Origin of the sequence: Pseudomonas fluorescens (assembly GCF_902498065.1) — a bacterium.
Taxonomy (GTDB): domain Bacteria; phylum Pseudomonadota; class Gammaproteobacteria; order Pseudomonadales; family Pseudomonadaceae; genus Aquipseudomonas; species Aquipseudomonas fluorescens_BJ.
In genome coordinates this window covers 1,718,387-1,744,223 of sequence record NZ_CABVIR010000001.1, presented here as the reverse complement: position 1 = coordinate 1,744,223, position 25,837 = coordinate 1,718,387, and the positions used below count along the sequence as shown (strand labels likewise).

The 25,837-nt window shown below is 59.8% G+C and carries 24 protein-coding genes and 1 pseudogene; 8 read left to right on the top strand and 17 right to left on the bottom strand.

What is annotated here, in order from left to right; translation table 11 throughout:
• Window positions 1-46: 46 nt before the first annotated feature.
• The 13 genes from arsH to F8N43_RS08065 all read right to left on the bottom strand — a co-directional run bounded on the left by arsH (window position 47) and on the right by F8N43_RS08065 (window position 14,752).
• Complete coding sequence (gene arsH / locus F8N43_RS08125) at window positions 47-739, bottom strand: arsenical resistance protein ArsH (RefSeq protein ID WP_150632993.1); 693 nt, start codon at window positions 737-739, stop codon at window positions 47-49.
• 11 nt (window positions 740-750) lie between these two features.
• Window positions 751-1,221 (bottom strand): arsenate reductase ArsC, encoded by a 471-nt coding sequence (locus tag F8N43_RS08120; RefSeq protein ID WP_150632994.1) that lies wholly within the window; start codon window positions 1,219-1,221, stop codon window positions 751-753.
• Window positions 1,222-1,416: 195 nt separating this feature from the next.
• The gene (locus tag F8N43_RS08115) at window positions 1,417-1,716 is read right to left on the bottom strand and encodes a DUF4189 domain-containing protein (protein ID WP_150632995.1); all 300 of its coding nucleotides are present in this window, start codon (window positions 1,714-1,716) and stop codon (window positions 1,417-1,419) included.
• A gap of 169 nt (window positions 1,717-1,885) precedes the next feature.
• Window positions 1,886-2,305 (bottom strand): hypothetical protein, encoded by a 420-nt coding sequence (locus F8N43_RS08110; RefSeq protein WP_150632996.1) that lies wholly within the window; start codon window positions 2,303-2,305, stop codon window positions 1,886-1,888.
• Window positions 2,306-2,531: 226 nt separating this feature from the next.
• On the bottom strand, window positions 2,532-2,933 hold the full coding sequence (locus F8N43_RS08105; protein ID WP_150653556.1) for a GFA family protein: 402 nt from the start codon (window positions 2,931-2,933) through the stop codon (window positions 2,532-2,534).
• A gap of 144 nt (window positions 2,934-3,077) precedes the next feature.
• Window positions 3,078-3,857: a hypothetical protein gene (locus tag F8N43_RS08100; RefSeq protein ID WP_412072586.1), complete on the bottom strand. Its 780-nt coding sequence runs from the start codon at window positions 3,855-3,857 to the stop codon at window positions 3,078-3,080.
• A 77-nt stretch (window positions 3,858-3,934) separates the two neighbouring features.
• Window positions 3,935-4,924 (bottom strand): alginate O-acetyltransferase AlgX-related protein, encoded by a 990-nt coding sequence (locus tag F8N43_RS08095; RefSeq protein WP_150632999.1) that lies wholly within the window; start codon window positions 4,922-4,924, stop codon window positions 3,935-3,937.
• Window positions 4,921-5,574 (bottom strand): alginate O-acetyltransferase AlgF, encoded by a 654-nt coding sequence (locus tag F8N43_RS08090; RefSeq protein WP_150633000.1) that lies wholly within the window; start codon window positions 5,572-5,574, stop codon window positions 4,921-4,923. Before F8N43_RS08090 ends, F8N43_RS08095 begins: the two co-directional genes overlap by 4 nt.
• An 8-nt stretch (window positions 5,575-5,582) precedes the next feature.
• Window positions 5,583-8,126: a bacteriophage N4 adsorption protein A gene (locus tag F8N43_RS08085; protein ID WP_150639799.1), complete on the bottom strand. Its 2,544-nt coding sequence runs from the start codon at window positions 8,124-8,126 to the stop codon at window positions 5,583-5,585.
• Complete coding sequence (locus tag F8N43_RS08080) at window positions 8,123-10,237, bottom strand: glycosyl transferase family protein (protein WP_150639798.1); 2,115 nt, start codon at window positions 10,235-10,237, stop codon at window positions 8,123-8,125. The genes F8N43_RS08085 and F8N43_RS08080 overlap by 4 nt, the downstream gene beginning before the upstream one ends.
• A gap of 12 nt (window positions 10,238-10,249) precedes the next feature.
• Window positions 10,250-12,463 (bottom strand): hypothetical protein, encoded by a 2,214-nt coding sequence (locus F8N43_RS08075; RefSeq protein WP_150639797.1) that lies wholly within the window; start codon window positions 12,461-12,463, stop codon window positions 10,250-10,252.
• 42 nt (window positions 12,464-12,505) lie between these two features.
• Complete coding sequence (gene wecB, locus F8N43_RS08070; protein WP_412072585.1) at window positions 12,506-13,684, bottom strand: non-hydrolyzing UDP-N-acetylglucosamine 2-epimerase; 1,179 nt, start codon at window positions 13,682-13,684, stop codon at window positions 12,506-12,508.
• Window positions 13,685-14,326: 642 nt separating this feature from the next.
• On the bottom strand, window positions 14,327-14,752 hold the full coding sequence (locus tag F8N43_RS08065; protein ID WP_150633004.1) for a hypothetical protein: 426 nt from the start codon (window positions 14,750-14,752) through the stop codon (window positions 14,327-14,329).
• A gap of 235 nt (window positions 14,753-14,987) precedes the next feature.
• Here F8N43_RS08065 and F8N43_RS08060 point away from each other — a divergent pair, with 235 nt between their 5' ends.
• Complete coding sequence (locus F8N43_RS08060) at window positions 14,988-16,001, top strand: GlxA family transcriptional regulator (RefSeq protein WP_191623725.1); 1,014 nt, start codon at window positions 14,988-14,990, stop codon at window positions 15,999-16,001.
• A gap of 527 nt (window positions 16,002-16,528) precedes the next feature.
• Window positions 16,529-17,926, top strand: a complete 1,398-nt coding sequence (locus tag F8N43_RS08055) for an MFS transporter (RefSeq protein ID WP_150639796.1) — start codon at window positions 16,529-16,531, stop codon at window positions 17,924-17,926.
• A 115-nt stretch (window positions 17,927-18,041) separates the two neighbouring features.
• Here the strand turns inward: F8N43_RS08055 and F8N43_RS08050 are convergent, their stop codons facing one another.
• Window positions 18,042-18,959, bottom strand: a complete 918-nt coding sequence (locus tag F8N43_RS08050) for a LysR substrate-binding domain-containing protein (protein ID WP_150653554.1) — start codon at window positions 18,957-18,959, stop codon at window positions 18,042-18,044.
• A gap of 377 nt (window positions 18,960-19,336) precedes the next feature.
• Here F8N43_RS08050 and F8N43_RS08045 point away from each other — a divergent pair, with 377 nt between their 5' ends.
• The 3 genes from F8N43_RS08045 (at window position 19,337) to F8N43_RS08035 (ending at window position 21,382) form a co-directional block, all read left to right on the top strand.
• On the top strand, window positions 19,337-19,789 hold the full coding sequence (locus F8N43_RS08045; protein WP_150633008.1) for an Ohr family peroxiredoxin: 453 nt from the start codon (window positions 19,337-19,339) through the stop codon (window positions 19,787-19,789).
• Window positions 19,790-20,066: 277 nt separating this feature from the next.
• Window positions 20,067-20,525, top strand: coding sequence for a MarR family winged helix-turn-helix transcriptional regulator (locus F8N43_RS08040; RefSeq protein WP_150633009.1), 459 nt, complete (start codon window positions 20,067-20,069; stop codon window positions 20,523-20,525).
• Between the two features lie 161 nt (window positions 20,526-20,686).
• Window positions 20,687-21,382: a tRNA (adenine(22)-N(1))-methyltransferase gene (locus F8N43_RS08035; RefSeq protein ID WP_318182891.1), complete on the top strand. Its 696-nt coding sequence runs from the start codon at window positions 20,687-20,689 to the stop codon at window positions 21,380-21,382.
• Between the two features lie 119 nt (window positions 21,383-21,501).
• On the opposite strand, the pseudogene F8N43_RS08030 reads toward F8N43_RS08035, so the two are convergent.
• From F8N43_RS08030 to F8N43_RS08020, 3 genes and pseudogenes are all read right to left on the bottom strand, one after another.
• Window positions 21,502-21,870: pseudogene (locus F8N43_RS08030) on the bottom strand (LysE family translocator); the annotation flags it as partial.
• 30 nt (window positions 21,871-21,900) lie between these two features.
• Window positions 21,901-22,395, bottom strand: a complete 495-nt coding sequence (locus F8N43_RS08025; protein ID WP_150633012.1) for a PaaI family thioesterase — start codon at window positions 22,393-22,395, stop codon at window positions 21,901-21,903.
• An 86-nt stretch (window positions 22,396-22,481) separates the two neighbouring features.
• Window positions 22,482-22,886, bottom strand: a complete 405-nt coding sequence (locus tag F8N43_RS08020; RefSeq protein ID WP_150639791.1) for a RidA family protein — start codon at window positions 22,884-22,886, stop codon at window positions 22,482-22,484.
• Window positions 22,887-23,018: 132 nt separating this feature from the next.
• Here F8N43_RS08020 and F8N43_RS08015 point away from each other — a divergent pair, with 132 nt between their 5' ends.
• The 3 genes from F8N43_RS08015 to F8N43_RS08005 all read left to right on the top strand — a co-directional run bounded on the left by F8N43_RS08015 (window position 23,019) and on the right by F8N43_RS08005 (window position 25,653).
• Entirely contained in the window at window positions 23,019-23,945 is a 927-nt protein-coding gene (locus F8N43_RS08015) for a LysR family transcriptional regulator (RefSeq protein WP_150633014.1), read from the top strand.
• A gap of 136 nt (window positions 23,946-24,081) precedes the next feature.
• Window positions 24,082-24,750, top strand: coding sequence for an ATPase (locus F8N43_RS08010; RefSeq protein WP_150653552.1), 669 nt, complete (start codon window positions 24,082-24,084; stop codon window positions 24,748-24,750).
• Between the two features lie 114 nt (window positions 24,751-24,864).
• Entirely contained in the window at window positions 24,865-25,653 is a 789-nt protein-coding gene (locus F8N43_RS08005; RefSeq protein ID WP_150653551.1) for a DeoR/GlpR family DNA-binding transcription regulator, read from the top strand.
• The last annotated feature ends 184 nt before the right edge of the window (window positions 25,654-25,837 follow it).

The following is a 25,837-nucleotide window of genomic DNA, read 5'->3' as shown; positions in this document are numbered from 1 at the left end:
CCGCGCTGGCGTTTATCCGTAGCGATTCATAAAGCGTTGTAGCGCTTCAAATCGACCGCTGATTCACCCGCCGGGTCAGTTCCTCTGCCGACTCCTTGCGTTCCGAGTAACGGTCAACCAGGTCCGGGCGATCGCGCAGCAACAGGGTGAACTTCACCAATTCCTCCATGACGTCCACCACCCGGTCATACAGCGAGGACGGTTTCATGCGGTTGCCTTCGTCGAATTCCAGAAAAGCTTTCGGCACGGAAGACTGGTTGGGGATGGTGAACATCCGCATCCAGCGCCCCAGCACGCGCAATTGATTCACCACGTTAAACGACTGGGAGCCACCACTGACTTGCATGACCGCGAGGGTTTTACCCTGAGTCGGGCGAATGGCACCTATCGCGAGCGGCACCCAGTCTATCTGCGCCTTGAACACGGCAGACATCGAACCGTGACGCTCGGGTGAACACCAGACCTGTCCTTCGGACCATTGCATCAGCTCGAGCAGTTCCTGAACTTTCGGGTGATCGGTCGGTGCATCATCCGGCAGCGGAAGGCCGGATGGATTGAAGATCCGCGTTTCTGCACCGAAGTGTTCGAGCAACCGGGCGGCTTCCTCGACCAGCAGACGACTGAATGAACGCGCTCGGGTCGATCCGTATAACAGCAGGATTCGCGGCTTGGGCCGGGTGTCGTCACCGGTCATGGATGGGATCAGGGAGGCGTCGAGATTGGGCAGTTCGTGGGACATGAGTGCTCCGGTTACAGGGTGCTGATGCGATCGAGTTCACGCTTCAAGGCATCCCGGTCAAGTTCGCCGAAGGGCAGGGCGAGGAAGGCCCGGCAGCGTGTTTCGATGCGTGCCAAGGTCGAGTGGAAGGCAGCGGTGATGACCGCTTCTTCCCCCTTCACCTCGGAGGGATCTTCCAATCCCCAATGGGCCTTCAGCGCCGGCCCGAAGTAAACCGGGCAGGTTTCGCCGGCGGCCTTGTCGCAGACGGTGATGACAATGTCCGGTGGATTGGCTTCGAACGCGTCGTTGCCTTTGCTGCTCAACCCGTCGATCGCGATGCCGGCTTCTTGCAACGTCACAAGACTGCGCGGCAGAACCTGGCCCTTGGGGAAGCTGCCGGCGCTGATCGCCTGAAAACCTTGCGGCGCGAGATGATTGAACATCGCCTCGGACAGGATGCTACGGCAGCTATTGGCGGTGCACATGAACAGAACGCGCATGGTGATTCCTATTACATATATGGTTATTCGAATATACGGTTGCCCATATGAATAGGTCAAATGCTGTCTGACTGCCAACTCACGACCCGCAGCCGACGTGAAAGGGTCGACGGCTTTCAGAACACAAGCCTGAAGACGCTCAAGTACGCGCCTTTCATGGATGTTTAATGTGCGCGAGCGCCCACGAGGGCACGCCTAATTTCTGCACTCGGACAACACCACCTGGCAGGTATCCGGCGTGCCACCGGAGCGGCCGGCATAGCGAATGCAGTTATTCAAGGATTTTTGGCGCGCCATGTTCAAGGTGTCCCCCCAAGCGAGGCCGCCTTCGCCGGAAGTGGGCAGCGCTTTGGCATAGCAGCTTGAGCCTGCGTTTGAGGCCGAATAGCGAGCCGTAGCCGCTTTGCCTGAACATCCCGCCATCATCGCCAGATTGATGGCCAGCAGGGAGGGCAGGACCCATGACGAATAGTGGCGTGCTGTTTTTCCGGTCATGGCGTTTTCCTGCAAGTGGCGGCTAGCAGCGTGTGTGTAGTCGTGTACTTATCAGATTAGACGGTTGGCTGAGGGTGAGAAGGGCAGATGGGGCAAGCTGCGCGGCAAACGCTTGCGCGCAGCGCCAATGGTGCATTCGCGGGTTACTTAAGTGCCCCTCACAATTGGCCTAAACCGATACATCAACGTTCCCACGAGCCAACAGCCACTCCTGATAGACCGCAGCGCTGTCAATCGAAAAGTCGCCAGGGTTAGCGTTGATGGTGTTCTCTTCAGGGCTTGCGACCTCGATCAGAGGCTGGAGGTTTTCCAGCACAGGCAAAGCGTCGCTTTTGCTGAAGGACTGCACATTGGGCCGTGCGATGGAGTCGCTTTTCGCGTTGAACGTTGCCAGGTTCTGATCCGATTTATAGCGAGCTTTCAGCTGTTCCAGATCGCGTTCTGCCTCGCGAAAACTTTTATCGATCTGTGCCTGGGTTTGCGCTGTCGCATTGACGACCTGGATCTTGCCGGCGGTCACGTTGCCACTTTCCAAAGACCTTTTGAACGCATCGACGTAATGCAGTGCAGGTAAGTTGCTTCCGATCATGTTGACACTCCTTGGTTGGTGACCGAGTAGCAGAGCAAAAGTCAGGCCATTTGTTGAGTGCCTTGTCCTGCAGGGTGTTGGCGGGTCACAGAGGTGAGTCGGTGGCACGCGCTTGCCGAGAGCGGCAACGCATTGCCCTCGTCATCGACCTGATCGCTTCGGCCAGCAGGATTGCGTGTTCGGTACATCACCCGGCATCTGGCGCAGACAATTGGCATGAGAAGGGTTATCGAGACTGCGGCCAGTGATCCTGAATGTCATGCCATACAGCCTTGGACGCCACCTCGACATGCTTCTGTTTGTCGCAATCAAAGGGCGTGTCCAACGTACCGAGCGCTATGGAGATCCAATCGGAGTATTCGCCCTGGCTATTTGACCAGAAGAGCGATGAACCGCAGCGAGTGCAAAACTGGCGCTCGACAGATGCAGAGGACGGGTAAGAGCGGATGTCAGCGCTACCCTGTACAAGATCAAAGTCGCCACGCAAAACACTGCCGTAGCTCGCAAATGCTGCTCCATGGCTTTTGCGGCATTGACTGCAATGGCAGTGCGAAACGGCTTTGGGGCGTGACCGGAGTTGGTATTGGACTGCGCCGCAAAGGCAACGGCCCTGGAAAGTCTCAGTCATTTTTGATGGCGATCCACTGAAGAGAGGACGGCACTTTAAGCGGTGGGCAGATGCAGTGTCGAGTGAGTGCTTCAGGCTGATAGTTCGCCGATGCGAACGTCAACTTTCGAGCGAAATCACCGGCCTGGATTGTCTCGATCTACGTCATCGGCTCAATTGCTCGACCAATTCAGGCGTGACGTAATGCGGTCCGTCGAACAGGTACAACGGATAGCCGTCATACGCCGCCAATTGCGGTTTGAGTTCGGCGGCGGTGGCGGAGCGGAATCCGCCACCAAAGTTGGGGCGGAAGGCTTCGACGATGATTCGCACACGGTCTTTGCCCAGGCGTTGGCGCAAGGCGTCGGCGTAGGTTCGGGCGACCGGTGCGGTGCGGGCGTAGACGCCGACGCCGTCCTGGAAAAACACGCCAATGTCATTCGGCAGCCACTGCTTGAGCCATTCGGCGGTGGCGGCAGGGCCGATATTGGCGCCGTCATACACGCTGATCCACAGCGGTCGCGGCAGCTTGGCGAGCAGGGCAGGCAACTCTTTGGCGCGGGTCCAGCTCGGATCGACTTCGGCAGGGAAATACCAGCCGGTGACGTGTAGCGGCGTAGGCAGTTTGGCGATGCGTTCGGAGACTTCAGCCAGTTGCTCGATGTTGTCCCGCGAGCGATTCTCGCTGAAGTAACCGGCCAGCCCGAGGATCACATCCTGCGCCCAGGGCGCCTTGGCGATGCGTGCCCAATCGGGCAGTATCGGCACACTCGGTAGCCCGGTACCGGCAATGAAAGCCTGATCGTCGACGACGGTCCATTGCACCAGCAGTTCACGAGCGCCGAGTTTTTCCCATTGACCGGTGATGCCGACCGTCTTGTTGTCCGGCTGCCAGACGATGCCGACAATGCCTGGGCTCAAGGCCTTGTTTGTCATGTAAAGCATGGCGGTTCCTGCACTGAGGGTGATGGCAAACAATAGCGCGGTGACCGTCGCGCGACTCGCGGTGTAGCCAGGAATATTCACGGCAGTGCCTTGTTGATGCGTTGATGCCATTGGCTCAGCGAAGTGACGCCCTTGGCGCTCCAGTTGGCTGTCGCATCGGGGCCAAGGTGAAACTGGCCCTCGTTGAATTGCCAGACGATCACTTGCGGTTTGTGTTGGGCAAAATCCGCCGACTCCAGGTATTGCAGCAGCGTAGCCCATGGGCCGACATCGCCGGGGTTCCAGGTCAGCGCGACGGGGCGGTCCAGCGCATTGGAGAGCTTCTGCGTAAAGCCAAGGTAAGGTTGGACAAAGCTGTTGCCGATGACTTGCACCGGTGCTGGCGCATCATCGATCAGCAAGTCGTTTTCCGCCTGGTGGCGAACGGTATAGATGTCGCGACCAATCGCCTTGCGTTTGACCGCCGGCAAAAAATTGCTCGCCAGGTCGCCGAACGCACGGCGGTCGAACCACTGGCCCAGCGCCGCGCCACCACCGGGTTCGCCTTGCAGCCGGTAGCGTTCGGTAATCAGTTGCGCGGTGGCGTCGGCGGTGTTTTCGGCGCTCCAGGCAGTCCAGTGGTAGTCGGCGCGGTAAAAAGCCGTGTGTTGGCCTTGCTCGGTGTTTTGCAGGATGGGCTTGATGTTCAGCGTGCTCAGCCCTGCGCGAGTCAGGTCACGCTGCAAGTGCTCGTAACGCTGCATCACCGCCGTACTCAGCGGCTGATCGGCCGGCAGACGCTGTGCGTAGAACGGCGCTTTCATCGGCACCACCAACACGACCAGCCCGATGTGCGCGCGTTCGAGTCGCTGCTGGAGTGCTTTGATCAACTCAATGTTGCGGGTCGTGCCGGTGGTGTCGACCTTGTTCAGGCTTTCCCAGGCCGGAAACAACCATCCGCCATTGCCAGTGATCACTGCAGACGCCGCTTGCACGGCGGTGCCTGACAGGCTCGACAGGAGGCCGGCGAGCAGGGCGGGCATCGACCAGCGATGGATAAAACGCGAGGGTTTGCATTGAAGGGTCATGGCGCGCTCTGGTCGACAAGGCCAATCAGCCGTGGCGCCTGGCGGGTGCCAACCAGAAACAGGCTGTAGCGATCGCCCGCCTTGAACGGTGCCAGTTTCATTGGGAGGCTGCGGTGCTGATCGCAGCTGGCAACCAGCGTCGCCTGCACCGGGTTGATGGCGCGCTGGGCCTGCCCATTGAACGGCACCTGACTGAACACCGGGGCGCCGTTGGCCAATTGGACATTGGCCTGTGCGCAACCGTTGCCCAGGTTGTACACGTTCAGTTCGGCGCGCAGGTCTTTGCCGCGCAGCGGCGGGTCGATGACCAGGCGCGGCGCCAATGCCGGGTCGTTGTCGAGAATCAGCGTGACCCACGCACCTTTCGGTGCGCTCAGGTCCTTTATCTCGCGACCATTGACGGTCAGCTGTAGCGGCTGCCGCGAGTCGACCACCTGGAAGGGACTGGCCAGCGTGTTCTGGGCGGAAAGGGCAACACTCGCGCCTTGGCCCACCCGGACCTGCATGGCGGTGTCGTGTGGGTTGACCACCCGGACCCAGGCCGAACCCTCGGGCAATGTTGGCGCGTACAGCTGTGCGATTTCGGGGGCCGCTGGTGCCCACGTCGGGATCAGGCCAAGGCCCAGCCACAAATAGATTCGAGCGTTCATGCACGTCCTCAATAGGAATAAGTCAGGCGAGCGAACACGCCTTCAGCGCGGTCATCGCCCATGACTTTCACGCGGTATTGCAGGGAAAAATCCACGTAGGAGCGGGGCGCGTTGTACGCATCTTCACGGAACCAGTAACGCACGTTATTGCCGACACCAACGCCTCCGGCCTTGCCGGAGGATGACTCGGTGCTGCCATCGGCGTCAGTCCCGCTGTTCATTTTCGAGTCGTAGTCGAACGCGGCCACGACATGGGGGAAACTGACCCAACGCGAACCTGCGCCGCCGATGGCGTAGCTGCGGCCGACCTGCCATTCGCTGTTGAAATAGTCCCGCGAGTCGTTGATGTAATGACCGGCTTCAGCGAACAACTGCGAGGTCCACCAACTGGAGACATCGACCCGCAAATCGGTGCCGATGCTTGAGCCATAACCCAGGCGCACCAGCCAGTCACCGTCGACGTCCGACGATCCCAAGGGGAACGTGCGCTCGACGGCGGCCATCACGTTCAGCGCGGTGAAGGGTTTGATCCGTACGCCCACGGCGCCTTGCAACGCATCGAAACCGGTATCCGAATCACCGTTCTTGCTCCACAGCGTGTCGGTGACGCGCCCGTACAGTTCGACGAATCGTGCATTGCGATAACCCAATGGACGCCAGGACAGTTCGGTGCTGTTTTGCAAACTGTCGATGCTGGTGCTGCCGCTGCTCGGCGCTGAACTCAAGCCACTGCTGGAGCTGTTGCCGCGATAACTGGTGGTGCTGGTCAAACCGATTCTGCGCGAGACATCGCCCACCGTACGGCGGGTGTCGAACAGCTGCTGCGCGGGCATGTCCATTTCACCGGCGTGTTGCGCGTCGATGACGCGCTCGAAGTACCCGACGGCTTGCTCGTCTTCATGGGCGCGCATCGCGGTGTAGGCCGCATCCTGAGTGGCCGTCGGCGTGAGCCGGGTGTCGGCATCGGCCTTGCGGAAGGACGCGTGGGCCGCTTCATCATCGCCGGCCTGGACCGACAAATAGGCGATCTGCAAATCACTCATCGATTCCAGTTCGCCGCTGTCGCGAGCTTGTTGAAGCCGTTCGCGGGCGGTGCGGCGCTGGCCGATGGCGGCGTACAAACTCGCCTCTTCGTAAGCGGGCAGGCTGCCCAGCGCCAACGCCTGGGTAAAGTCTTTGCGCGCTCCGGAGTCGTCTCCGATTTGTTGACGCAGGCGCCCGCGTTGAGACAGCAATCGGGCGTCATCTCCCGTCAGCTTCAGACCTTCGCTGGCCGCCGCGATGGCTTCAGGTACCCGTTTTTGCTCGCTCAGGGCACTGACCAACAAGCGCCGGTAAGCCGGATTTTGCGGTGCGCGGCCAATGGCCTCATTCGCCAGGGCAGCCGCCGTCGCAGCCTCCTTGCGGGCCAACGCTGCATAGGCCTGGGCAGCCAGGTCGGTTCCGCCGTCGCGCTGATTGCCCGGCCAGATATCACAGACGAGGCCGAAGGCGGTTTCCTGACAGTTCAAGGCCGGTGCAGGAAAATGGGCCACGGCTTTCGCACCGTTGTTTTTCTGCCGCAGTGCCAGGCGGGCAGCGGCGCGTCGGCGGGCGACTTCGCCGCTGTCATCGTCGGCCAGTGGCTGCAGATGATCGAGCGCTTGTTGCGGCTCGCCATGGGCCAGTGCGGCGTCGGCGGCGAAGAAACGGATGTCGCGGGTTTCCGTTTCCAGAAGGCCATCGATGGCCAAGGCGCGATTCAGATCAGCCTGGGCCGCTTGGGTTTTACCCTGACGATCCAGGGCGTAGCTGCGCAGAATCCACGGCGCGATCTCCCCGTCGTCCTGAGCCAATGCGCCTGACGCCGCCAGCTCGGCCCCTCGGTAGTCGTTGGCAGCGAGCAGGGCGCTGATCAGCAGTTGCTGATTGGCGGCAATTTCCGGTGCCCAGGCGACGGCCTTTCTGGCCTGATCTATAGCAAACGGCACACGGCCTTGCTCCAGGGCGCGATAACCCTCAACCGCCAACGGCGCCGCCAGTTGTCGACGAATCGCTTCGCGGCGCATCAGTAACGTATCGTCGTCCGCAAACACGGCCAATGCTTGGGTGGTGGCTTGATCCGCCTCTTGCAAATGCTGTTGACGCTGCAAGGACTCGATCAGCAGCAGGCGATAGTCCAGGCGTTTTGGCGCCTGCGCGATGGCTTTGCGTGCCGCCAGTACCGCAGCGCCGAAGTCATCCCGGTCATAGGCCTTGAATGCCTGGGCCGCAGCACCGAAACCCGGGGCCTGGCGCGACGGTGGATAGCGCTTGGGATGATCACGCAATTCCTTGTCGCGCTGAGCCAGTGCAATCAGCGTATTCAGGCGCGTGATGTCGGCGCGCTGGCGCAAGGCTTCGCGGGCCTTGGCGATGGCCAGGTCATAGTCCTTGCGCTCGTAGGCACTATACGCCTCGTTGGCGTTGACATAGGCCGGGCCGGTCAACGGCAGCGGCAGTGTTTCGCCATGCACCAGTGCCGGCAGCAGGCTCAGCCCCGTGGCCATGAAGGTCAGCAAGGGGCGGTTCATGCCGGAAGCTCCGCAGGGTAGTGACTGTGCTGACGGGCGACGGCCTTTTCGATGGTGGCGCGAGGCAACACGCCGCTGTCGACCAGATAGTCGCCGATGCGACCGTGACGCTGCGGGCGGTACTGCAACATGGCGCGGTTGAACTCGCCGCGATCGAGCAGGCCCATTTCGATCAACAGATCACCCAACAGCGGCGCGCGGGCATCCGGCACGGCTTGGCCATCGCGTACGTTCAGTTGACGCAACTGCGCAACGATTTCGCTTTCCCGGGCAATCAGCTGCACCGGTTCGCTACCCAATACCTCGCTGACCTGTTGCAGGCCTGCGGCCGGCAACGGGCTGGCCACGGCAACTTGTGCGCGGCCGTCGGCATTCAAGCCAAGCGGCACCACGCGCCAGCGCAGAGCGAATTCATCGTCCAGTTTCAGGGGCGACGATTGCGCCTTGGCGGCCACATCGAACACCCGTGGCAAGTCGTTTTGAAAGGCGATGGCTTCCGCCAGCGTCTCGTCATCCAGCCAGCCGTTACTGAGCAAAATCCGCCCCAGTGGCATGTGCCGGGTTTTCTGTTCGGTGAGGGCACTTTGCAGATCGGTTTCGTTGATCGCCTGCCAGGACAGCAGCACGCTGCCGAGCTTGCGCGGTGCGGCGGCCACCAGGTCGGTGGACGGGAAGTCGTGCATGGTTTTGTCCCACACCAGCTTGCGGTTGAGCACCTTGCCGACCAGGAACATGCGCCAGGCCCGTGACGCGGCCATGAAGTTGACGAAGTTGCCGACCACCATGCGCGGGATCGACAGCAAGCCATGCTGCCAGCCGTACAGCACAGTGGTGAAATAGCAGCGGTGAGCGATGCGCCAGGCCAGCGCGATACCGTTGGCCAACAGCAGGTATTGGATGACGCCGCTGGTTTCAAACGGCGTCGGGAAACTGACGTCCCACAGGCCGCTCTGGCGCAGGATGATCAGCCCCAGCAGTTGCACCAGAATGACGTAGGCGATGATGCTGACGAACGCCGTCACCAAGCCTTTGCGATCGCGAAACAGCAGGTATCGGTTGGCCAGCGAACCGTTCCAGCCCATTTGCTCCCAGCCTTGCAGGCCAATGCCCAGGGTCCAGCGGGCTTTCTGGCGGAACGCGGTGCGGAAGGTATCGGGAAAGAATTCCCGCACGCACAACGGCATCTCCAGGGTCGATTCGTAAGGCTTGCGAAACCATGATTTACGCAACACCCGGAACTGCACCGGGAAGCGTACGAAGATTGCGTTCATGCCGACCTTGGCCAGGCGTGCGCCAACGTCGTAGTCCTCGGTGAGGCTGTCGGTATTGAACGGCTGGTTTTGGGTTTCCCCGGCCAGCACGCGCAGGGCGCGATGCGAGAAACAGGTGCCGACCCCGGCGGAGGGCACGGTGTCGGTCATGCTTTCACGCACCACCAGATCCTTGCCATGCCACTCGGCGAAATCGTCCATGTAAGTGCCGGCCACCCACTCGTACCAGTTGCGCTCCAGAGACACCACGGGCAACTGGATCATGTCCTTGCGCGGCAGCAAGTAGTTGAAGAGGCGCAATTCCATCGGGTGCAGTACGTCTTCGCTGTCGTGCAATACCACGCCAGCGAAGGTCATGCCGTGGGTTTTTTCGTGCAGGAAAATGGCCTGGATCACCCAGTTCAGGCAGTCGGCCTTGCAGGTCGGCCCGGCATGCGGGACTTCCACGCGATGCAACTGCTTGTAGCGCCGACGCATGCGCTCCACTTCATCGATGGTGCGTTGGTCGTTGATGTAGGTGCCGACGAAGACCACGTAGTTCTGGTAGTCGAGGGTCGACACCATGTTCTCGATCATCGGCGCGATAACGTCGTATTCCAGCCAGGCCGGGACCATGATCGCCAGCGGCTGTTCATCCCGTGCCATCAACTGGTCGGCGGTCAGCGGCCGGTATTTTCGGTCCACGGTGAACTTGCGAAACAGGCGGCGAGACCAGTACCACAGATCAATGAACAGATCGTCCAGGCTGGAGATCAGGATCAGGACCGCGATCACGAGGGTCGAGATCTCCAGGAAACTGTAGTAGTGGGCCAGCCAATAGGGCCAATAAAGCGACGTCATCGAAGGTTACCGTTACTGGCGATTGCGGCGGGCACTACGGCCAGCCAGCAACAGGATGAGGACCAACAGGATGCCGCCCGGTATCAGCCACAACAGCGACGGCGTGCGCCAGGCGTCGAGGCCCTTGGGTGCTTCGTTGTCGATCAATTGGCTGCCGCTCGGGTCCTCTGTATCGAAGGTAGTCAGTGCACCGTTGTCACCCAGGATGGCGACGTCGCCGCGGCTCAGCAGAATTGGTTTGGCGAAGCGCGGTGCGTCGGTGCCCAGGGCGCGATAGACCAGACCGTGTTGGCCGCCGGCATCCACCACTTGCAACGAGGCCAGATGGTTGAGGGGCTGCACGTCCAGCAACACTTGATCTTTGTGATTGATGCGCAGACGACCCTGTTCATCGACTTGCACCGATTCCTTGCTGTCCTTGATCGGCAACTCGAAGGCGAGGAAGGTTTTGTCCGCGGTGACCGAAGCCTTGGCATCGGCACTGACCTTCAGCTGTGCGCGCAACGGCGATACACCCGCGGCAACAGCCACCGAAATCACCTGCGGCAGGCTGCTCGCCGGGTGTTCGAGGTAGGCCTGTGGCACAAGGATTTGCGCGTCCATGGCAAACCGCGCGGCCATGCCGGAGAAGTCATCACCCAGAGCCGTTTTATCCAGCACGATGTGGCTGGTCGGCAGCACCGATACCGGGAAGGCTTGCGGCGTTTCCAGGCAGCGATCACTCACTGGCTGACGCTGGAACGACACGCGCAAGACGTTCGTTGCCCCCACCGCATAACGCGGGATACGCGCTTCGATGCGCTGCATTTCACCGTTGGCCACCAGCTGTTGTGCGCCAATCAGATAATCGTTGAGAAACAGCGAAGCCACTGGCGCGGTGTCCGATGCACCGGGTGCGGCGGACACGTCGATCACTGCCTTCACCGGCAGGCGACCGTCATAGGCCACGCTGCCCAACGGGAACGACGTGCTCCAGTCGGACTTTGCAAGCACGTCGATGGCGCCGGGTTTGCCGCCCAGCCGCGACAACGCCACGCGACCGTCGGCGCTCAACGGCAACTGCGCTTCGCTGACCGTTAATTGGCGGCTGCGTGCCAGGGTGTTCCAGGCCGAGCTGAACAACGCCAGCGCTTTGCCGGTGGCTTGCGGCGCGATCATCAGCACCGGACGTGTGCCGAGCAAGGCCAGGCGCACGTTGTCAGTACCGGTAGCGGCCAGACCTGCGTTGACATGGCGCTCACGCCACTGCATGAAGGCGTTCGTTGCCGTGGCGTCGAGGCCTTGGATCTGGCTCTGTAGCGCGTCGAGTGATTCATTGACGGCCTTGAGCAGTTGCGGGTCGTTGATAGCCAGATCGGCCTGGACGTTCGGCGTCTGGCCAAGCATCAGCAATGCGCCGATTTGCGCCGCGTCCGCCAGAACGTGGGGGCTTTTGCCGTTGAGGCTGGCGAACGCGGGAATGGCCAGCAACTCGGCGGGGATGCGCAGGCCGCCAAGGTCAACGCTGTCTTGAACGGCCGGGAAGGGCAGGATGCGGCTGTGCTTGCCGATCCGCTCCAGCGCTACACCGAGGCGCCACGCCGCGTCGTAGCTTTCGGCAGACAAGGTGCCCGGCGCGACCATGATGCCCGGTTTGCCAGGCAATGCCGTCCAGGCAGCGCCGACGTTCTGCAACAGGTTGGCGTCGTAGCTGTAGGTGAGGCGGGTGTCGGGTTCGATCCGCAACACATTGCCGATGGCGCGTTCGTCTTCACACAGCACACGGGACACGATGGACGACCAGGCAACGCCCAGTCGCAGCGAGCCGCTGTCCCGTGCTTTCTTGTCCACGCCGAGCATGGCGCTGGCGTCACCCTGGGCTTCGCTGAGGCCTTCGGCACGCACCGGATAGCCGTCCAGCGACAGCAGCAACGTGTTGCGGCCGCGTTCGCCATTGAGGTAACTGGCGTTGAAATTGAGGTTGGCGTCTGTCAACGGTACACCCGCCGGCAGCGGCAGATACAGTTCGCGGCGAGCATCGGTGGAGCCGAGGATGATTGGCGCGTCGATTCCCAGATCGCTCAAGCGCACCTCACGCTCCTGGCGAGTGTCGGCGTTGAGTCGGTTGATCGCCTGGGTGAGCGGGCTGTCCGCGGCCAAGGCAAAAGTCGGCATGAGCGCGAGCAGGCTCACGCCACAGGCAAGGGCGCTGAGCGCACCCGTATGGATGGCAACGGAAGACTTCATTCAGGTCGATCTCGAGCAGATAGGGGGAGGAGCAGTTTTGGTTTATTGAGAGGTGAAGGCCGGGAGGTTTTCCCCGGGTTCCTCGCGCACGGCAGCCGCTGTCGGGTGTTGCAGGAACCTGGGCAGCGCGCATGCCACGACGAAGTCATCGACCGCGCGGCCCATCAGGGCGTCGACGATGCGCGTGCTGGCCTTTCCATCGCCATAAGGGTTGGCCGCCAGGGAGCTGCGACGCCACAGCAGGTCGTCATCAAACAGCGCGTTGACCCCGGCGATAATCGAGTCCGGTGCAGTGCCAACCAGGCGCACCGTGCCCGCCGCGACCGCTTCCGGACGTTCGGTCACGTCACGCATGACCAGCACCGGCTTGCCCAGGGACGGCGCTTCTTCCTGCACGCCACCGGAGTCGGTGAGGATCACGTGAGCCCGTTGCATCAGGCGCACGAAGGCCAGGTAGTCCAGCGGTTTGATCAGGTGTACGTTGGGCAGATCGCCGAGGTGCTCGGTGACCGGGCCCATGACATTGGGGTTCAAATGCACCGGATAGACAATCTGGATATCCGCGCGCCGGGCGAGATGACTCAGGGCCTTGCAGATATCCAGGAAGCCTTCACCGAAGTTTTCCCGACGATGCCCGGTCACCAGCAGCACCTTGCGGCCGCTCTGCAGAAACGAGAATTGCTGGTCCAGGCTGGCCCGCAAGTCAGCGTCCAGCTCGATGCGCCGTGCGGTCATCTGCAACGCGTCGATCACCGTATTGCCGGTCACGAAGGTGCGGCCCTGCAGGCGTTCGTCGAGCAGGTTCTGGCGCGATTCTTGGGTCGGCGCAAACAGCATGTCGGCGCCCAGGTCGATGCAGCGACGGTTCATCTCTTCCGGCCATGGACTATAGATATCACCGGTGCGCAGCCCGGCTTCCACATGGCCGACCGGGATGCGTCGATGAAACGCCGCCATCGCGGCGACCATGGCCGAGGTGGTGTCGCCATGCACCAGTACCCGGTCCGGGCGGGCCAATTCCAGCACCGGGTCAATCGCTGTGTACAACGCCGCCGTCAGCGAGTTGAGCGACTGCTGTTGCGTCATCACATCAAGGGTGTAATCAGCCTTGAGGTCGAACAGATCCAGCACCTGTTTCAGCATGCTTTGATGCTGGCCAGTGACGCAGATCTGCGAATCAATGTTCGGTTCCGCGGCGAGGGCTTTGACTAACGGCGCCATCTTGATGGCTTCTGGACGGGTTCCGAAGATCGAAAGGATTTTAATCTTATGGCGAGCGATGATGCCTTCCTCGCGCAGTTTTAGTGCGCAACACAACAGCGGCTAAGGTTTGTTGAAACTTGAGTAACACGCTAGCGGTTTTGAACTTGATTAAGGTCGGCTCATCGGCACGTGAGGTGAGCTGATGTTCACTTCAGGTGAGGAAGTGTGTTGCCTGGAACCCGGAACCGTCCGGATTATTAGCATCGAAGAACAGTATTTAAAAGTGTTATGTGTATTTTTTTTATTTGGTTGAAAAGTTTGAAACTTTTTATTCTTGGTCGGGTCTTTTATGGTTTTTTGAAATTTCAGCAAGATGGATGTTGGTCGTTTTGTTAGAGTTAACATTATGAATTGTATAGATTTTTTCTTATATAACTCATTCGTCGGCGCGCGTGAATTATTCTCGCGGTAGAAGTGTCGGGGGGTGGTGCCTGTAAGGCGGCGGCTGGTTGGAGTATAGCGGGTAACAGTCACTTAAGTGGCGCCTGTATATTGTCGCGACTCGATAATGTTTTGGGCGCGTAGTCACACTTACTTGTAAAGGTCCTGCTGCGAATTAGCAGGGTAAGTGTTCGGGGCGACCCAATTAAACCTGGCTGATCACTTCGCTTTCCAGTGCCCACCGCCTGACTCGCAATCGATCTTCACCTGGTTCAAGTGTTCGGCGTCGTAGTAATACGTGGTCACTTGGGCATTGTCGGGAATGTTAAGCGACTTGGCGTTCTTGTCCTTACTGGTGGAATGAGGATTGGCCAGCGACTCCTGAGTCAAGGTTGCGATGCAAGTGGCCTGATAATGATCGTCGCACTGTTCGACCTTTTTCTTGGTGCTGGTCGTCATCTCCTTGCTTTCATTGCTGCATGACCAATCGATGGAATTTACCGGCATGCCTTCGTACTCATAGCAGCTATGGGATTCGATCACGGGCACGGAAGGACTTTGGGAGCGGGTCAGCACGTCGCAGCCTTCAGCGAAAACCAGGGTTGGGCCGAGGCTGGCGATCAGAAGCAGAACTCTACTGTTCATCTGGGTTCCCTCTGCAATGGCGCCTTTCCGGATCATGGGGCAGCACTGATAACCTTTCGAAAACATGATGACGCACAGGGTTCAATTCGTTTTTGATCTGCGACAGGGAAGCCGCGAGCAAGGTGTGGATCATGGCGCTGTCTGCAGAGGAACCAGATGGAGGAGCGTGGACCGTTTTGCGATATCCTGAGGGACCAGACGCCCTGTCCGTTAACGCAACCGAGTGCCACACACCTTGATCGAACGACGCCAATTCAGCGGAGGCATGAAGGGGAAGAATCTTCGCTATCTGAACGACAACCCCAACGAGCCTGTTCAAATGACACGGACAGGCTTTTTGCTGCTCGAACATTTCTCGCTGCCTGCTTTTACCCAGGCACTGGATACGATCGTTACCGCGAATCTGCTACGACCCAAACTGTTTTCGTCCCGCACGTTCGGCTTGGACGATGGGGAAGTCGTCAGCGATCTGGGGCTGGTCATCCGGCCGGATGCGCGTATCGATTGTTCCGTGGTTCATGACCTCGATCTGTTGGTCATCTGCGGTGGCTACAGGACTGAACTGAAGGTGACGGATGAGCTGATCAGCTTGCTCAGAGCCGCCTCGGATCATGGCGTGAGCCTGGCCGGTTTGTGGAATGGTGCCTGGTTCCTCGGGAGTGCGGGCTTGCTCGACGGCTATCGTTGCGCGATTCACCCCGAACATCGCCCCGCACTCGCGGAAGTGGCGAAAGCGACGCATGTCACCAGTGAGCCTTTTGTCATTGATCGAGACCGGCTCACGGCGTCCAGTCCTTCGGGCGCGTTCCACATGGCGCTGGACTGGATCAAGAGCTTGCACGACAAGGCGCTTGTCGAAGGGATCGAGGACATCCTCGCGTTCGAAGAGTCGCGCTACCGGCGGATCAAACCGACGGAAAATGTCTGTGTGAGCGCACCCTTGCGCGAGGTGGTGAAGCTGATGGACGCCAACCTCGAAGAGCCTCTGGAACTGGAGCAGTTGGCGGTCTACGCGGGTCGTTCTCGCCGCCAACTCGAACGCCTGTTCAAGGAGCAGCTTGGCACCACGCCTCAGCGCTATTACATGGAATTGCGGATTACCGAAGCGCGCCGGCTGCTGCAGCACACGGAGCTGTCCCAGGTGGATGTGCTGGTGGCGTGTGGTTTTGTGTCACCGAGTCATTTCAGCAAGTGCTACAGCTCGTATTTCGGGTACAGACCGTCCAAGGAAAAGCGCCTGGTCAAATGAGTCCCGGCAACTGTAGGCGCGAGCTCGCGATGGCCGATAACGCACCTACAGAAGGCTAAACCGTAACGACATGCGTTGTCGTACGACTATCTTATTTTCAAATGCCCACCGCTACATCCGACAGGCTCGCCTCTTCAAGGGCGGCGAAGCCGTTGCCGTTTGGCGCAGTCCACATTTCAGGCGTGTTGTTTTATGAGACGAACGGCAATTTTCCAGATTGACAGCCGGGTAGGGGACTCGATATAAAAGGCGCAGTTGTACGATGACATACGATGTTACGCCTCTAAAAACAAAAATCGGGTCCCATCATGAACTCCATTCGCATTCTCGCTTCTCCGCATGCCGCTTCTTGTGGCCCTGACTGTACCTGCGCTCCGTCATCCCCGATGTCGGTAGCCGCATCGCCAACCTCCCGATTGCCCTTGCTACTCGTCTGACGCGAGCCACAGAACCGTGTGCTGTGCGTAAGAATTGATCTCGCTTGAAACCGAGAGATCATCACCACAATCCAATAATAAAGTGATGCCATGAATCTGAACGAGCCCATCAATGCGCAACGTGTCGGCCAGGCCGTCGGCAAATATCGCTGGACGATCTGTGCGTTGTTGTTCTTCGCCACGACCGTCAATTACCTCGACCGCCAGGTGCTCAGTCTGTTGGCGCCGGATTTGTCGACGCAATTTGGCTGGAGTAACAGCGACTACGCCAACATCGCTTCCGTATTCCAGTTTGTGTATGCGATTTCCATGCTGTTTGCCGGCCGTTTCGTCGACAAGATCGGCACCAAAAAGGCCTACATCATCGCGATCAGTATCTGGTCGACCGGCGCCATGATGCATGCCTTTTCAGTGCCTATGGGCGAGGGCATCGCGGCGGTGAGCAGCGCGTTCGGTCTTGCCGTCATCCCGGTCTCGATCGCAGGCTTCATGCTGTCCCGCGCCGTGCTGGCGATAGGCGAGGCGGGTAACTTCCCGATTGCGATCAAGGCCACTGCCGAATACTTCCCGAAGAAGGAACGCTCCTTCGCCACCGGTATCTTCAACTCCGGCGCCAACGTGGGCGCGATCCTGGCGCCGATTTGCGTACCGCTGATTGCCAGCCTGTGGGGTTGGGAAGCGGCGTTCATCGTGATCGGCATGCTGGGCTTCGTCTGGGTGGCCGTGTGGATTGCGCTCTACGAAAAACCTGAAAATCAAAAACGCCTCTCGGCAGAGGAACTGGCCTTCATCCGCAGCGATGCGCAAGTGATCGCCACCCCGGCACCGGGCGTTGCCGAGAAAAAAGTATCGTGGTTCAAATTGCTGACCTACCGCCAGACCTGGGCGTTCGCCTTCGGTAAATTCATGACCGACGGCGTGTGGTGGTTCTTCCTGTTCTGGCTGCCGACCTACCTGTCGGCGCAGTACGGCATGAAGGGCGCGGCCATCGTGTTGCCGTTGGCCGTGTTGTACAGCATGACCATGGTCGGCAGCATCGGCGGCGGCTGGTTCCCGAGCTATTTCATGGCACGTGGCGATGCGCCGTATGACGGTCGGATGAAAGCCATGCTGGTCATCGCGTTCTTCCCGCTGCTGGTACTACTGGCGCAGCCATTGGGTTACATCAGTTTCTGGGTGCCGGTGATATTGATCGGTATCGGAGCGTCGGCGCATCAGGCGTGGTCGTGCAACATCTTCACCACGGTGTCTGACATGTTCCCGCAAAAATCCATCGCATCGGTGGTCGGCATTGGCGGTTTGGCCGGCGGCATGGGCGGGGTCGTGATGACGAAGATTGGCGGTTGGGTTTTCGACTACTACAAATCGATCAACGATATTCACACCGGCTACATGATCATGTTCGCCATCTGTGCGGTGGCCTACCTGGTGGCGTGGAGCGTGATGAAACTGTTGGTACCGCGCCACAAGGAAATCACCGATCTGTAATCGGCAGGCTGGAGTTGAACCGGTGGGCGGCGAGCGAAGCCGTCACCGGTTCGGTTTCACCGGCCACCGAACTTCGGTTTTAGCGGGCGGAACCGGTTGAATGCCCAGTCGAACCTTACCCCTTGGCCCGGTGACGCAAGCGCGAGTACGAGATCAGCATGCTGGTCAGTTCTTGGGTGACCGGAGTGAAGGGGGAAACTCGACGACTGATCAAGCACACCTCGCACGACTCCAATGGCTCGCGGATTGCAATGCTGGTAAGCGACGCCGAAAACAGCTTCATGCCGGCAAGCACGCCGGGCTCCATGGTCAGGTAATCCGTCTCGGCGATAATGTGCAGGATTTCCAGCAGCGACTCGGTCGTGATCACGATCTTCGGAGGCGGCAAGCCCTGGTCTCTGAACAGATCGGTCAGCTGGTTCTCCGCGCTACCCGCCATCCCCGCCGGCCGGACGCTGATCCACTGGCAATCGGCGAGGTCGCGCACTGAGCGAGCATCCGCCAGGGGATGGCCCTTGCGCGCGATGACGCTGGCTTGCGAGCGGTAAAGCCGCTCAATCTGCAAGTCGATATCGCAGACATCAGTGCTCAGTGGACACATCACAAAGTCGAGCCGGCCCGCGCGGATCATTTCAATCAGCCTCTTCGTCTGCCCACTGGCGACGTGTAGCCGCACGTTTGGAAATCGGCGGGTAAAACTGTTGAAGACCGGCATCAGGCACGCAGCCAAAGGTTCCGCCGTGATACCCAATGCGATCTGACCTTCTGGCGCCCCCTGGCTTTGTCGGACGTCTTGAACAGCTCGATCACAATCCAGAATGATCGAGCGTGCCCGGGTCAGGAAAACCTTGCCGGCCAGGGTCAGACTGATGCCTTGATTGGAGCGCACCAACAGGGTGGTCCCCAGTTCTCTTTCCAGGCTTTGAATCGACTCGGTCAACGTGCTTTGGGCCACGTCCAGTGCTCGTGCCGCCGAACGAAAACTGCCCATGTCGACCACTGAACAGAACGTTCGGAGCTGGGTCAGCTTCACGAAGCGGTGATCCAGTTGTTGCCGTTGTGGCCATGGCAAGCATGAGGGATAGAGATTGTGAGGCTGCTGGCGGCGTTCATGGCGGATTCTCCAAACGGCAAGAGTTGCGGTGGATTTTTATCGCTATCGATTAAGTCGTATGCGATGCAAATATATTCAAGTAAAGACCCAGCGATGTCAAAGCGTGTGCTGCGACTTGGCGACGAGTGGTGACGTGCTTGATCCCAGAGAGGGGCAGCGGGGGGCCGGAAAAACCGAAGGTGATCGGTTTTTCCGGCATTCTCGGTGATTTGATCGTGCTTATAAAATGAGTTGCGTCAGATAGTTACGTGTCTTTAGTGCTATTTGACTTTAATAAAAAACTCAAGGAATCACCGATGAGCAAAATCGAAAAAGTATTGGCTACCGGCAAAACGCACACCACGCTGAGCAGTTCCGGTAACACGTCGCGCGGGCACAACGGCAACCTCGACATCGAACTCTCAACGACGGGAAGCGCCAAACCGGCCCATGTATTCGCCGCCACCCAGCCGCACCCGACGGCCGAGCAGTTGTTTGCCGGCGCATGGTCGGCCTGCTACATCGCAGCGCTTGGCCTGGCGGCCAAAGCGTTGAAGGTGACTATTCCAGCCGACGTGTCCGTCGACATCGAGATCGATCTGGGGCAAACCGGGAATGCTTACTTCCTGCAGGCCGGGTTCAACATAAACCTGCCAGGCCTGCCTCATGAGGTCGCGTGCGAAATCGCGCATGCGGCGGATCAAATCTGCCCCTACTCGAAGGCCACGCGCGGCAACATTGACGTTTACTTGAATGTTCAGACGTCGTGAGTCCATGTGAAAAACCTGCCGATCCAGGTTTGTAGTGCGGATCGTGTTCAAGTCGCGGAGGTAAGTGACTAGCTCATAGGCATGAAGGCCTGATTCTTGATGTTCAAGGATCAGGCTCGCCGCTGCCGGCGCACGGCTCATCAGGGCGCATCTCTGGTGAGCCGGTCGCCTGCTGCCCGTGGAAATCGATCATCACATTAACGAGCACTTCCGATACCATCGCATGCGATGTATAGTTTCGCCTTGCGATCCATTGTCTTTGGCCCGGAGCATGCTCATGAAACCCACTGAAAAGACATCCGCCCTCGACCTGAAGCTTTCAGACTTCCTGTGTTTTGCGGTCTATTCCTCTAACCTCGCCTTCGGCAAGGCTTACAAGCCCATGCTCGAGCGGCTCGGACTCACCTATACGCAATACATCACCCTCGTGGTGCTGTGGGAGGAAGACAACCAGACCGTTGGCAGCCTCGGCGAAAAACTGTTCCTCGAGTCCAACACCCTCACGCCGATCCTGAAGAAGTTGGAAGCCATGGGTTATGTGCTGCGCCAGCGCGACCCGGAAGACGAACGCCAAGTGCGGATCAGTCTCACTAAAGAGGGGCGAAAACTGCGTGAAGGTCTCTCGGAAGACGGCTTTCCGCAAACCGGTCTCGATGCCGACGAGTTCGTGCAACTGCAGCAGGCCATCGTGAAGTTACGGGGCAATCTCATTCGTACGACAAAAGACAGGGACTAAGGCGATTCAACTGTTCGAGCCTGTCTTGCCGAAGGCACGACGACAGGCAAGCCAGTCACACAACCCGCGCCGGCCCTTTACCCTGCCTCCCTCACCACGCATCATGGCGGCCCGCACTCATGCCACAGGGGCCGGACCTTCGTGGTGAAAAGGAACTGCAGTTGAACGAACAGACATTGTCCATGCGCCTGGAGCGCGTGGCCGCGCATATGCCAGCCGGTGCGCGCCTGGCCGATATTGGCTCGGATCACGCCTACTTGCCGGTGGCATTGATGCGCCGTGGCGCCATCGCGTCGGCGGTGGCGGGCGAGGTGGCATTGACGCCGTTCCACTCGGCCGAACGCACCGTGCGCGAAAACGGGCTGGGCCAGCGGATCACCGTGCGCCTGGCCGATGGCCTGGCGGCGATCGAGCCGGGCGACGGGATCACCGCGATCAGCATCTGCGGCATGGGTGGCGAGACGATCCGCGACATCCTCGACAGCGGCAAGGCGCACCTGAGTGGCCACGAGCGCCTGGTCCTGCAGCCCAACGGCGGCGAGCAGCCACTGCGCCAATGGCTGATGGAAAATGGCTACCGCATCCTCTGCGAGGAAGTGCTGCACGAAAACCGTTTCTACTACGAAATCATCGTCGCCGAGCGCGTCGGGCCGGTGACGTACACGGCCGAGGAACTGTACTTCGGCCCGCTACAGATGCAGGCACGCAGCCCGGCGTTCCTGGTCAAGTGGCAGCGCATCCTGCGCCACAAACAGCAGACCCTCACCCAGTTCGCCCGCGCGCGGCAGGCTGTACCTGAGGAAAAGGTGCAAGACATCGCCCGGCAGGCGCGGTGGATCACCGAGTTGCTCGCTTGAGCAGGTTCCCGGGTTTGAGCGAAAACTCGCCGAGCGGCTATTTCTCGAGGCCCCCTCGCAATTCGGGCTATCTCTAGAGCGCCTGAAGTCCTATGGATAAGCAACAGCAGACAAATCCATCACCGGTTAGCAAACGCCAACCGCGCCGCAAACAGGACAAAGATCATGCCCGTCGTGCGGTCCATCCACGTGATGACTTTTTCCCGTCGCAGTACCGCGGCGAGTGGCTGTGTCGCGCGAATCAACGTTAACGACCAGATCAAACCGATCACCACGTGAATGCTGACCAGGCCAAATGTCCAGGCAATCAATGAGTGGCCCTGGGGAATGAACTGCGGGAGAAAAGAGACGTAAAAAACCCCGATTTTCGGGTTGAGCACATTCCCCGTCATGCCCTTCAGAAACCAGTTGGCCGTTGGTTTAGCGTCCGTTTCGAAGGGCGACAGTGAGCGGCGCGGGCGCAGCAACATGTTCAGTCCCAGCCACGCCGGTTGGCCTCAAGGCCGGGTAGGGGCGACCTATCGATTGTGCGCGACGGCGGCCAATTGATCGGTGTCGACGCGAACAAAAATGGAGTCGCCCACCGCCGTGAGCACGTCCCCGGCGTAGATCTCGCAGATAACCCGGGTTTTGCGCCCGACATCACCTTCGACTTTCGCCCGCAAGGTCAGCGGAACGCCCATTGGCGTCGGTTTGATGAACTTGATGCCGAGGTTGCCCGTGACGCAATTGATGCGTGGAAGGCTGGCGGGTTCGCGGTTTTCCATCCGGTAGTGATACGCCATCACGGTCCAGTTGGAATGGCAATCAACCAGCATCGCGATCAAGCCGCCGTACACCAGGTCCGGCCAGCCGCAATACCTGGCGTCGGGCACGTGCTCGGCGATGACGTGCACGCCGTCTTCATGCCAGAAGCTCTTGACGTGCAGCCCGTGCGGGTTGCGGCTGCCGCAGCCATAACAAACGCCTTCCGGCGCCGCGGTGTCTTGCAGGGAAGTAGCGGACGTGGACATGCCTGGGTCATCCTCGAAAATGTGAGCGGAACATTCCGATTCTAACGCCGAACGGAAAACGCATTCATCCCTGCGCAGATTTCATTTCATCCCTCGGCGGTGTCTGGAAGTCTGGCGATCACCTTGATCTCGAACTGGAAACCGTACAGCCACGTTACGCCGACCCCGGTCAGCGTGGGGTGCGGCGCGTTACCCCAGAATTCCGGCACGATCTTCCAGATAGTTTCGAAAGTCGATTCGGGGTCGACGATGAACACGGTGACATCAATCACGTCGTCGAACGTGCAGTCGGCCGCTGCGAGGATTGCGTTCAGATTGGAGAAGGCCAGTCGCACCTGTTTCTCCAAATCAGGTTCGGGCGATCCATCCTCAGTGCTGCCGACTTGCCCCGAGACGAACAAAAAGCCGTTGGAGCGAATAGCCGGCGAGTACCGATTGCGCTCATAAAGCGCCTGGCGTTGGGGTGGGAAAACAACATCGCGCTGCGTCATGAAATGCCTCCATCAAGGGCTCTCTATCGTCGATGTAGAGACTGTAGGGACTTGCATCGGGACGATAAACGAGCAACCTTGGCCAGCACTGTTTGTGAAACCCAAACAATCCGATTGATACCTGGGGCCGCAATGGACCGTTTTGATGCAATGCAGGCATTTGCGCGCGTGGTGGAGGCGGGCAGCTTTACCAAGGCGGCCGACACCTTGCACATGAGCAAGACCACCGTGACCCAACTGGTGCAGCAACTGGAGGCACGGTTGCGCGTCAAGTTGCTCAACCGCACCACGCGCAAGGTCAACGTCACAGCCGATGGCGCGGTCTACTACGAGCGGGTGTTACGGCTGCTGGCCGATATGGACGATGCCGAAACCAGCCTGTCCGGTGCGGCGACGTTACCCAGAGGCCGACTTCGTGTGGATGTGCCGAGCCCGCTGGCGAGGATGATTCTGGTGCCAGCATTGCCTGGGTTTTATGCGCGCTACCCGGACATCCAGATCGACATGGGCGTCAGCGATCGCATCGTCGACATGATCGATGAGAACGTCGATTGCGTGGTGCGCGGCGGCGAACTGATGGACCAGTCGTTGATGGCCCGGCGTGTCGCGGACCTGCCACTTGGCGTGTTTGCGGCACCGAGCTATCTGGCGCGCGTTGGCCTGCCGCTACATCCGCGAGAGCTGGAGGATTCGGCGCATCGCGTCGTCGGTTTCTTGTGGGCGCGCACCGGCAAACCCGTGCCCTACGCGCTGTACAACGAGCGTGAACGGTTGCAGATCAAAGGACGCTACGTGCTGGCCGTCGATGATGGCAACGCGTTTCTTGCGGCGGGCCTCGCCGGGCTCGGTGTGCTTTGGCTGCCCAGATACATGTCCCGGGACTATGAGGCGAGCGGCGAATTGGTGCCTCTGTTCGAGGGTTGGCGGCTCGATACGATGCCGTTGTATGTGGCCTTCCCGCCGAACCGGCACATCAGCCTGAAGCTGCGCGTGTTTATTGATTGGGTGGTCGAGTTGATGGCGCAACATGCACCGGTTGCGGATCGGCCGGGGGTGTGAGGGCAAAGCGCAACGGTCCCTTTTGCCGCAACCATTCGTTTGATCAATAACCATCATCAAGAATCGCAAGTTCTGTTTTTTCGCCAAGGGAGGAGGATAGCCACATACCGAATTCGCCTCCGAAGGAACCTGCGCGATGAGAATGTCTACCCTGCTGACCCTTGTCGCTGTCCTGACCGGCAGCGTTGCCGCCACCGTGCCGGCGTACGCGGCCGAACAGTCCTGCCACTTCCTGCCGGTCGCCGACAGCGCCGCGAGCTTGCAGCACGCGCAATCGGTGGGCGTGCTCTACAGCGAAAACACCGTCAGCACCCTCGAATACCTTGAGCAGTACCACTCGGTTGCGCTGAACGGCGCGAAGAACCCTGAACTGGACTCGCGCATCAGCAGCGCCTTCGTCAACAGTTCCGATCCGAAACGGGCGATCAACGGGTTGATGGGGTCGTTGCACAAAGAGTTTGCCTCGGTGACGGTTTACGACAACCTCGATGCGCTGGTGCAGGCGCACCCGGATGTGGTGGTGATGCTCGACACCTACAGCCGTCTGGTGTCCAAGCGCAACAATCAGGTTGAAGCGCGGTTCATGGCCAGTTTTTATGACTCGAACCTGCAATACATCGGCAAGGCCGAGGGCTCACGCACACAACAAATGCCTTCGGTCTGGGTGCACGGCAAAGCCGCACCGGAGATCGCCGCGCAGATCAACCAGCAAATCGCGTTGCAAGAGAACGCTCTGAAGCAGTTCGACACGTCGCTGAAAGCGCTGGTGGCCACGGGCCGTGTGGCTCAGGTCGCGATCAACTGACGCTTCACCGCAATCCCAGGAGCCCTGGCTTGTCGGCGATGGGGCTCTTGCATCGATTGTGTTTGCGTGAAGGTTTGGCTAATCTCGCACAAACCCGCAAAATCAGGCGTAAACATGCACGATCAACACTCGGCCGCCGAACTCCCTCATCTGCGCCGGCAGAAAATCCTGCTGATCCTCGAACGTGACGGCAAGGTCATGGCGTCGGAGTTGAGTCAGCATTTCGCCGTCTCGGAAGACACTATCCGCCGTGACCTGTCGGAGTTGGCCACGGCCGGCTTGGTACAGCGCGTGCACGGCGGTGCGCTGCCTCGGCCCAAGGATACGGGCAAGGATTACTTCACGCGGGTCAGCGAAACCGATGAGGTGAAAACCCACCTCGCGCAACTCGCGGCCAGTCGGGTGGAGAATGGCCAGATCGTGATGTTCGATTCCGGCACCACTACGCTGCAGATCGCGCGCTCGTTGCCTTCGGACATTGCCATCACCGCCATCACGACCTCGCCGATGACTGCGATCATCCTGGCCGAGTACACAGGCATCAAGGTGATTCTGGCGGGCGGGCAACTCAACCTCGCCACGATGTCGGTCAGCGGTCACGAGACCGTGCGCTTGCTCCAGGGCATCAAGGCTGATGTGCTGTTCACCGGGGTCTGTGCAATTCATCCGCAAGTTGGCATCAGCTCGTTGCACTTCGATGAGGTGCCGGTGAAACAGGCGCTGCTCGACAGCGCTTCGCAGGTGATCGCCGTCACCACGGCGGACAAACTGGGTGCGGTCGAGCCGTTTGTGGTCGCGCCGTGCAGCCGCATCCATACGCTGATCACCGAGCGTCACGTGGCGACGGGCGATGTCGGGGATTATCGGAAACTGGGGATCGAGGTGGTTCAGGCGAGTGCCTGAACCGGCCTCGACCAGTGTCGAACACTGATCGCCGACCTCGATAAAAATGCTTGTGGAGATGTTGGGTACGTTGCCCTTCGGCATCGGCTCAAGCCAAGGGCCACTGGCGTCCAATCACTCTTGATGACCGGCTGATCGACAGAGTCTATGACGGGTTGACCGATCGCGCAGAAGAACCGGACCC

Bases quoted from the DNA above. Each gene is read 5' to 3' on its own strand.
- F8N43_RS08065 (WP_150633004.1), bottom strand. From the start codon at position 14,752: ATGAACAGTAGAGTTCTGCTTCTGATCGCCAGCCTCGGCCCAACCCTG.
- F8N43_RS08110 (WP_150632996.1), bottom strand. From the start codon at position 2,305: ATGATCGGAAGCAACTTACCTGCACTGCATTACGTCGATGCGTTCAAA.
- F8N43_RS08080 (WP_150639798.1), bottom strand. From the start codon at position 10,237: ATGACGTCGCTTTATTGGCCCTATTGGCTGGCCCACTACTACAGTTTC.
- wecB (WP_412072585.1), bottom strand. From the start codon at position 13,684: ATGGCGCCGTTAGTCAAAGCCCTCGCCGCGGAACCGAACATTGATTCG.
- F8N43_RS08120 (WP_150632994.1), bottom strand. From the start codon at position 1,221: ATGCGCGTTCTGTTCATGTGCACCGCCAATAGCTGCCGTAGCATCCTG.
- arsH (WP_150632993.1), bottom strand. From the start codon at position 739: ATGTCCCACGAACTGCCCAATCTCGACGCCTCCCTGATCCCATCCATG.
- F8N43_RS08055 (WP_150639796.1), top strand. From the start codon at position 16,529: ATGAATCTGAACGAGCCCATCAATGCGCAACGTGTCGGCCAGGCCGTC.
- F8N43_RS08025 (WP_150633012.1), bottom strand. From the start codon at position 22,395: ATGTCCACGTCCGCTACTTCCCTGCAAGACACCGCGGCGCCGGAAGGC.
- F8N43_RS08040 (WP_150633009.1), top strand. From the start codon at position 20,067: ATGAAACCCACTGAAAAGACATCCGCCCTCGACCTGAAGCTTTCAGAC.
- F8N43_RS08075 (WP_150639797.1), bottom strand. From the start codon at position 12,463: ATGAAGTCTTCCGTTGCCATCCATACGGGTGCGCTCAGCGCCCTTGCC.
- F8N43_RS08020 (WP_150639791.1), bottom strand. From the start codon at position 22,886: ATGACGCAGCGCGATGTTGTTTTCCCACCCCAACGCCAGGCGCTTTAT.
- F8N43_RS08010 (WP_150653552.1), top strand. From the start codon at position 24,082: ATGAGAATGTCTACCCTGCTGACCCTTGTCGCTGTCCTGACCGGCAGC.
- F8N43_RS08115 (WP_150632995.1), bottom strand. From the start codon at position 1,716: ATGACCGGAAAAACAGCACGCCACTATTCGTCATGGGTCCTGCCCTCC.
- F8N43_RS08085 (WP_150639799.1), bottom strand. From the start codon at position 8,126: ATGAACCGCCCCTTGCTGACCTTCATGGCCACGGGGCTGAGCCTGCTG.
- F8N43_RS08100 (WP_412072586.1), bottom strand. From the start codon at position 3,857: ATGCTTTACATGACAAACAAGGCCTTGAGCCCAGGCATTGTCGGCATC.
- F8N43_RS08045 (WP_150633008.1), top strand. From the start codon at position 19,337: ATGAGCAAAATCGAAAAAGTATTGGCTACCGGCAAAACGCACACCACG.
- F8N43_RS08015 (WP_150633014.1), top strand. From the start codon at position 23,019: ATGGACCGTTTTGATGCAATGCAGGCATTTGCGCGCGTGGTGGAGGCG.
- F8N43_RS08095 (WP_150632999.1), bottom strand. From the start codon at position 4,924: ATGACCCTTCAATGCAAACCCTCGCGTTTTATCCATCGCTGGTCGATG.
- F8N43_RS08005 (WP_150653551.1), top strand. From the start codon at position 24,865: ATGCACGATCAACACTCGGCCGCCGAACTCCCTCATCTGCGCCGGCAG.
- F8N43_RS08090 (WP_150633000.1), bottom strand. From the start codon at position 5,574: ATGAACGCTCGAATCTATTTGTGGCTGGGCCTTGGCCTGATCCCGACG.
- F8N43_RS08105 (WP_150653556.1), bottom strand. From the start codon at position 2,933: ATGACTGAGACTTTCCAGGGCCGTTGCCTTTGCGGCGCAGTCCAATAC.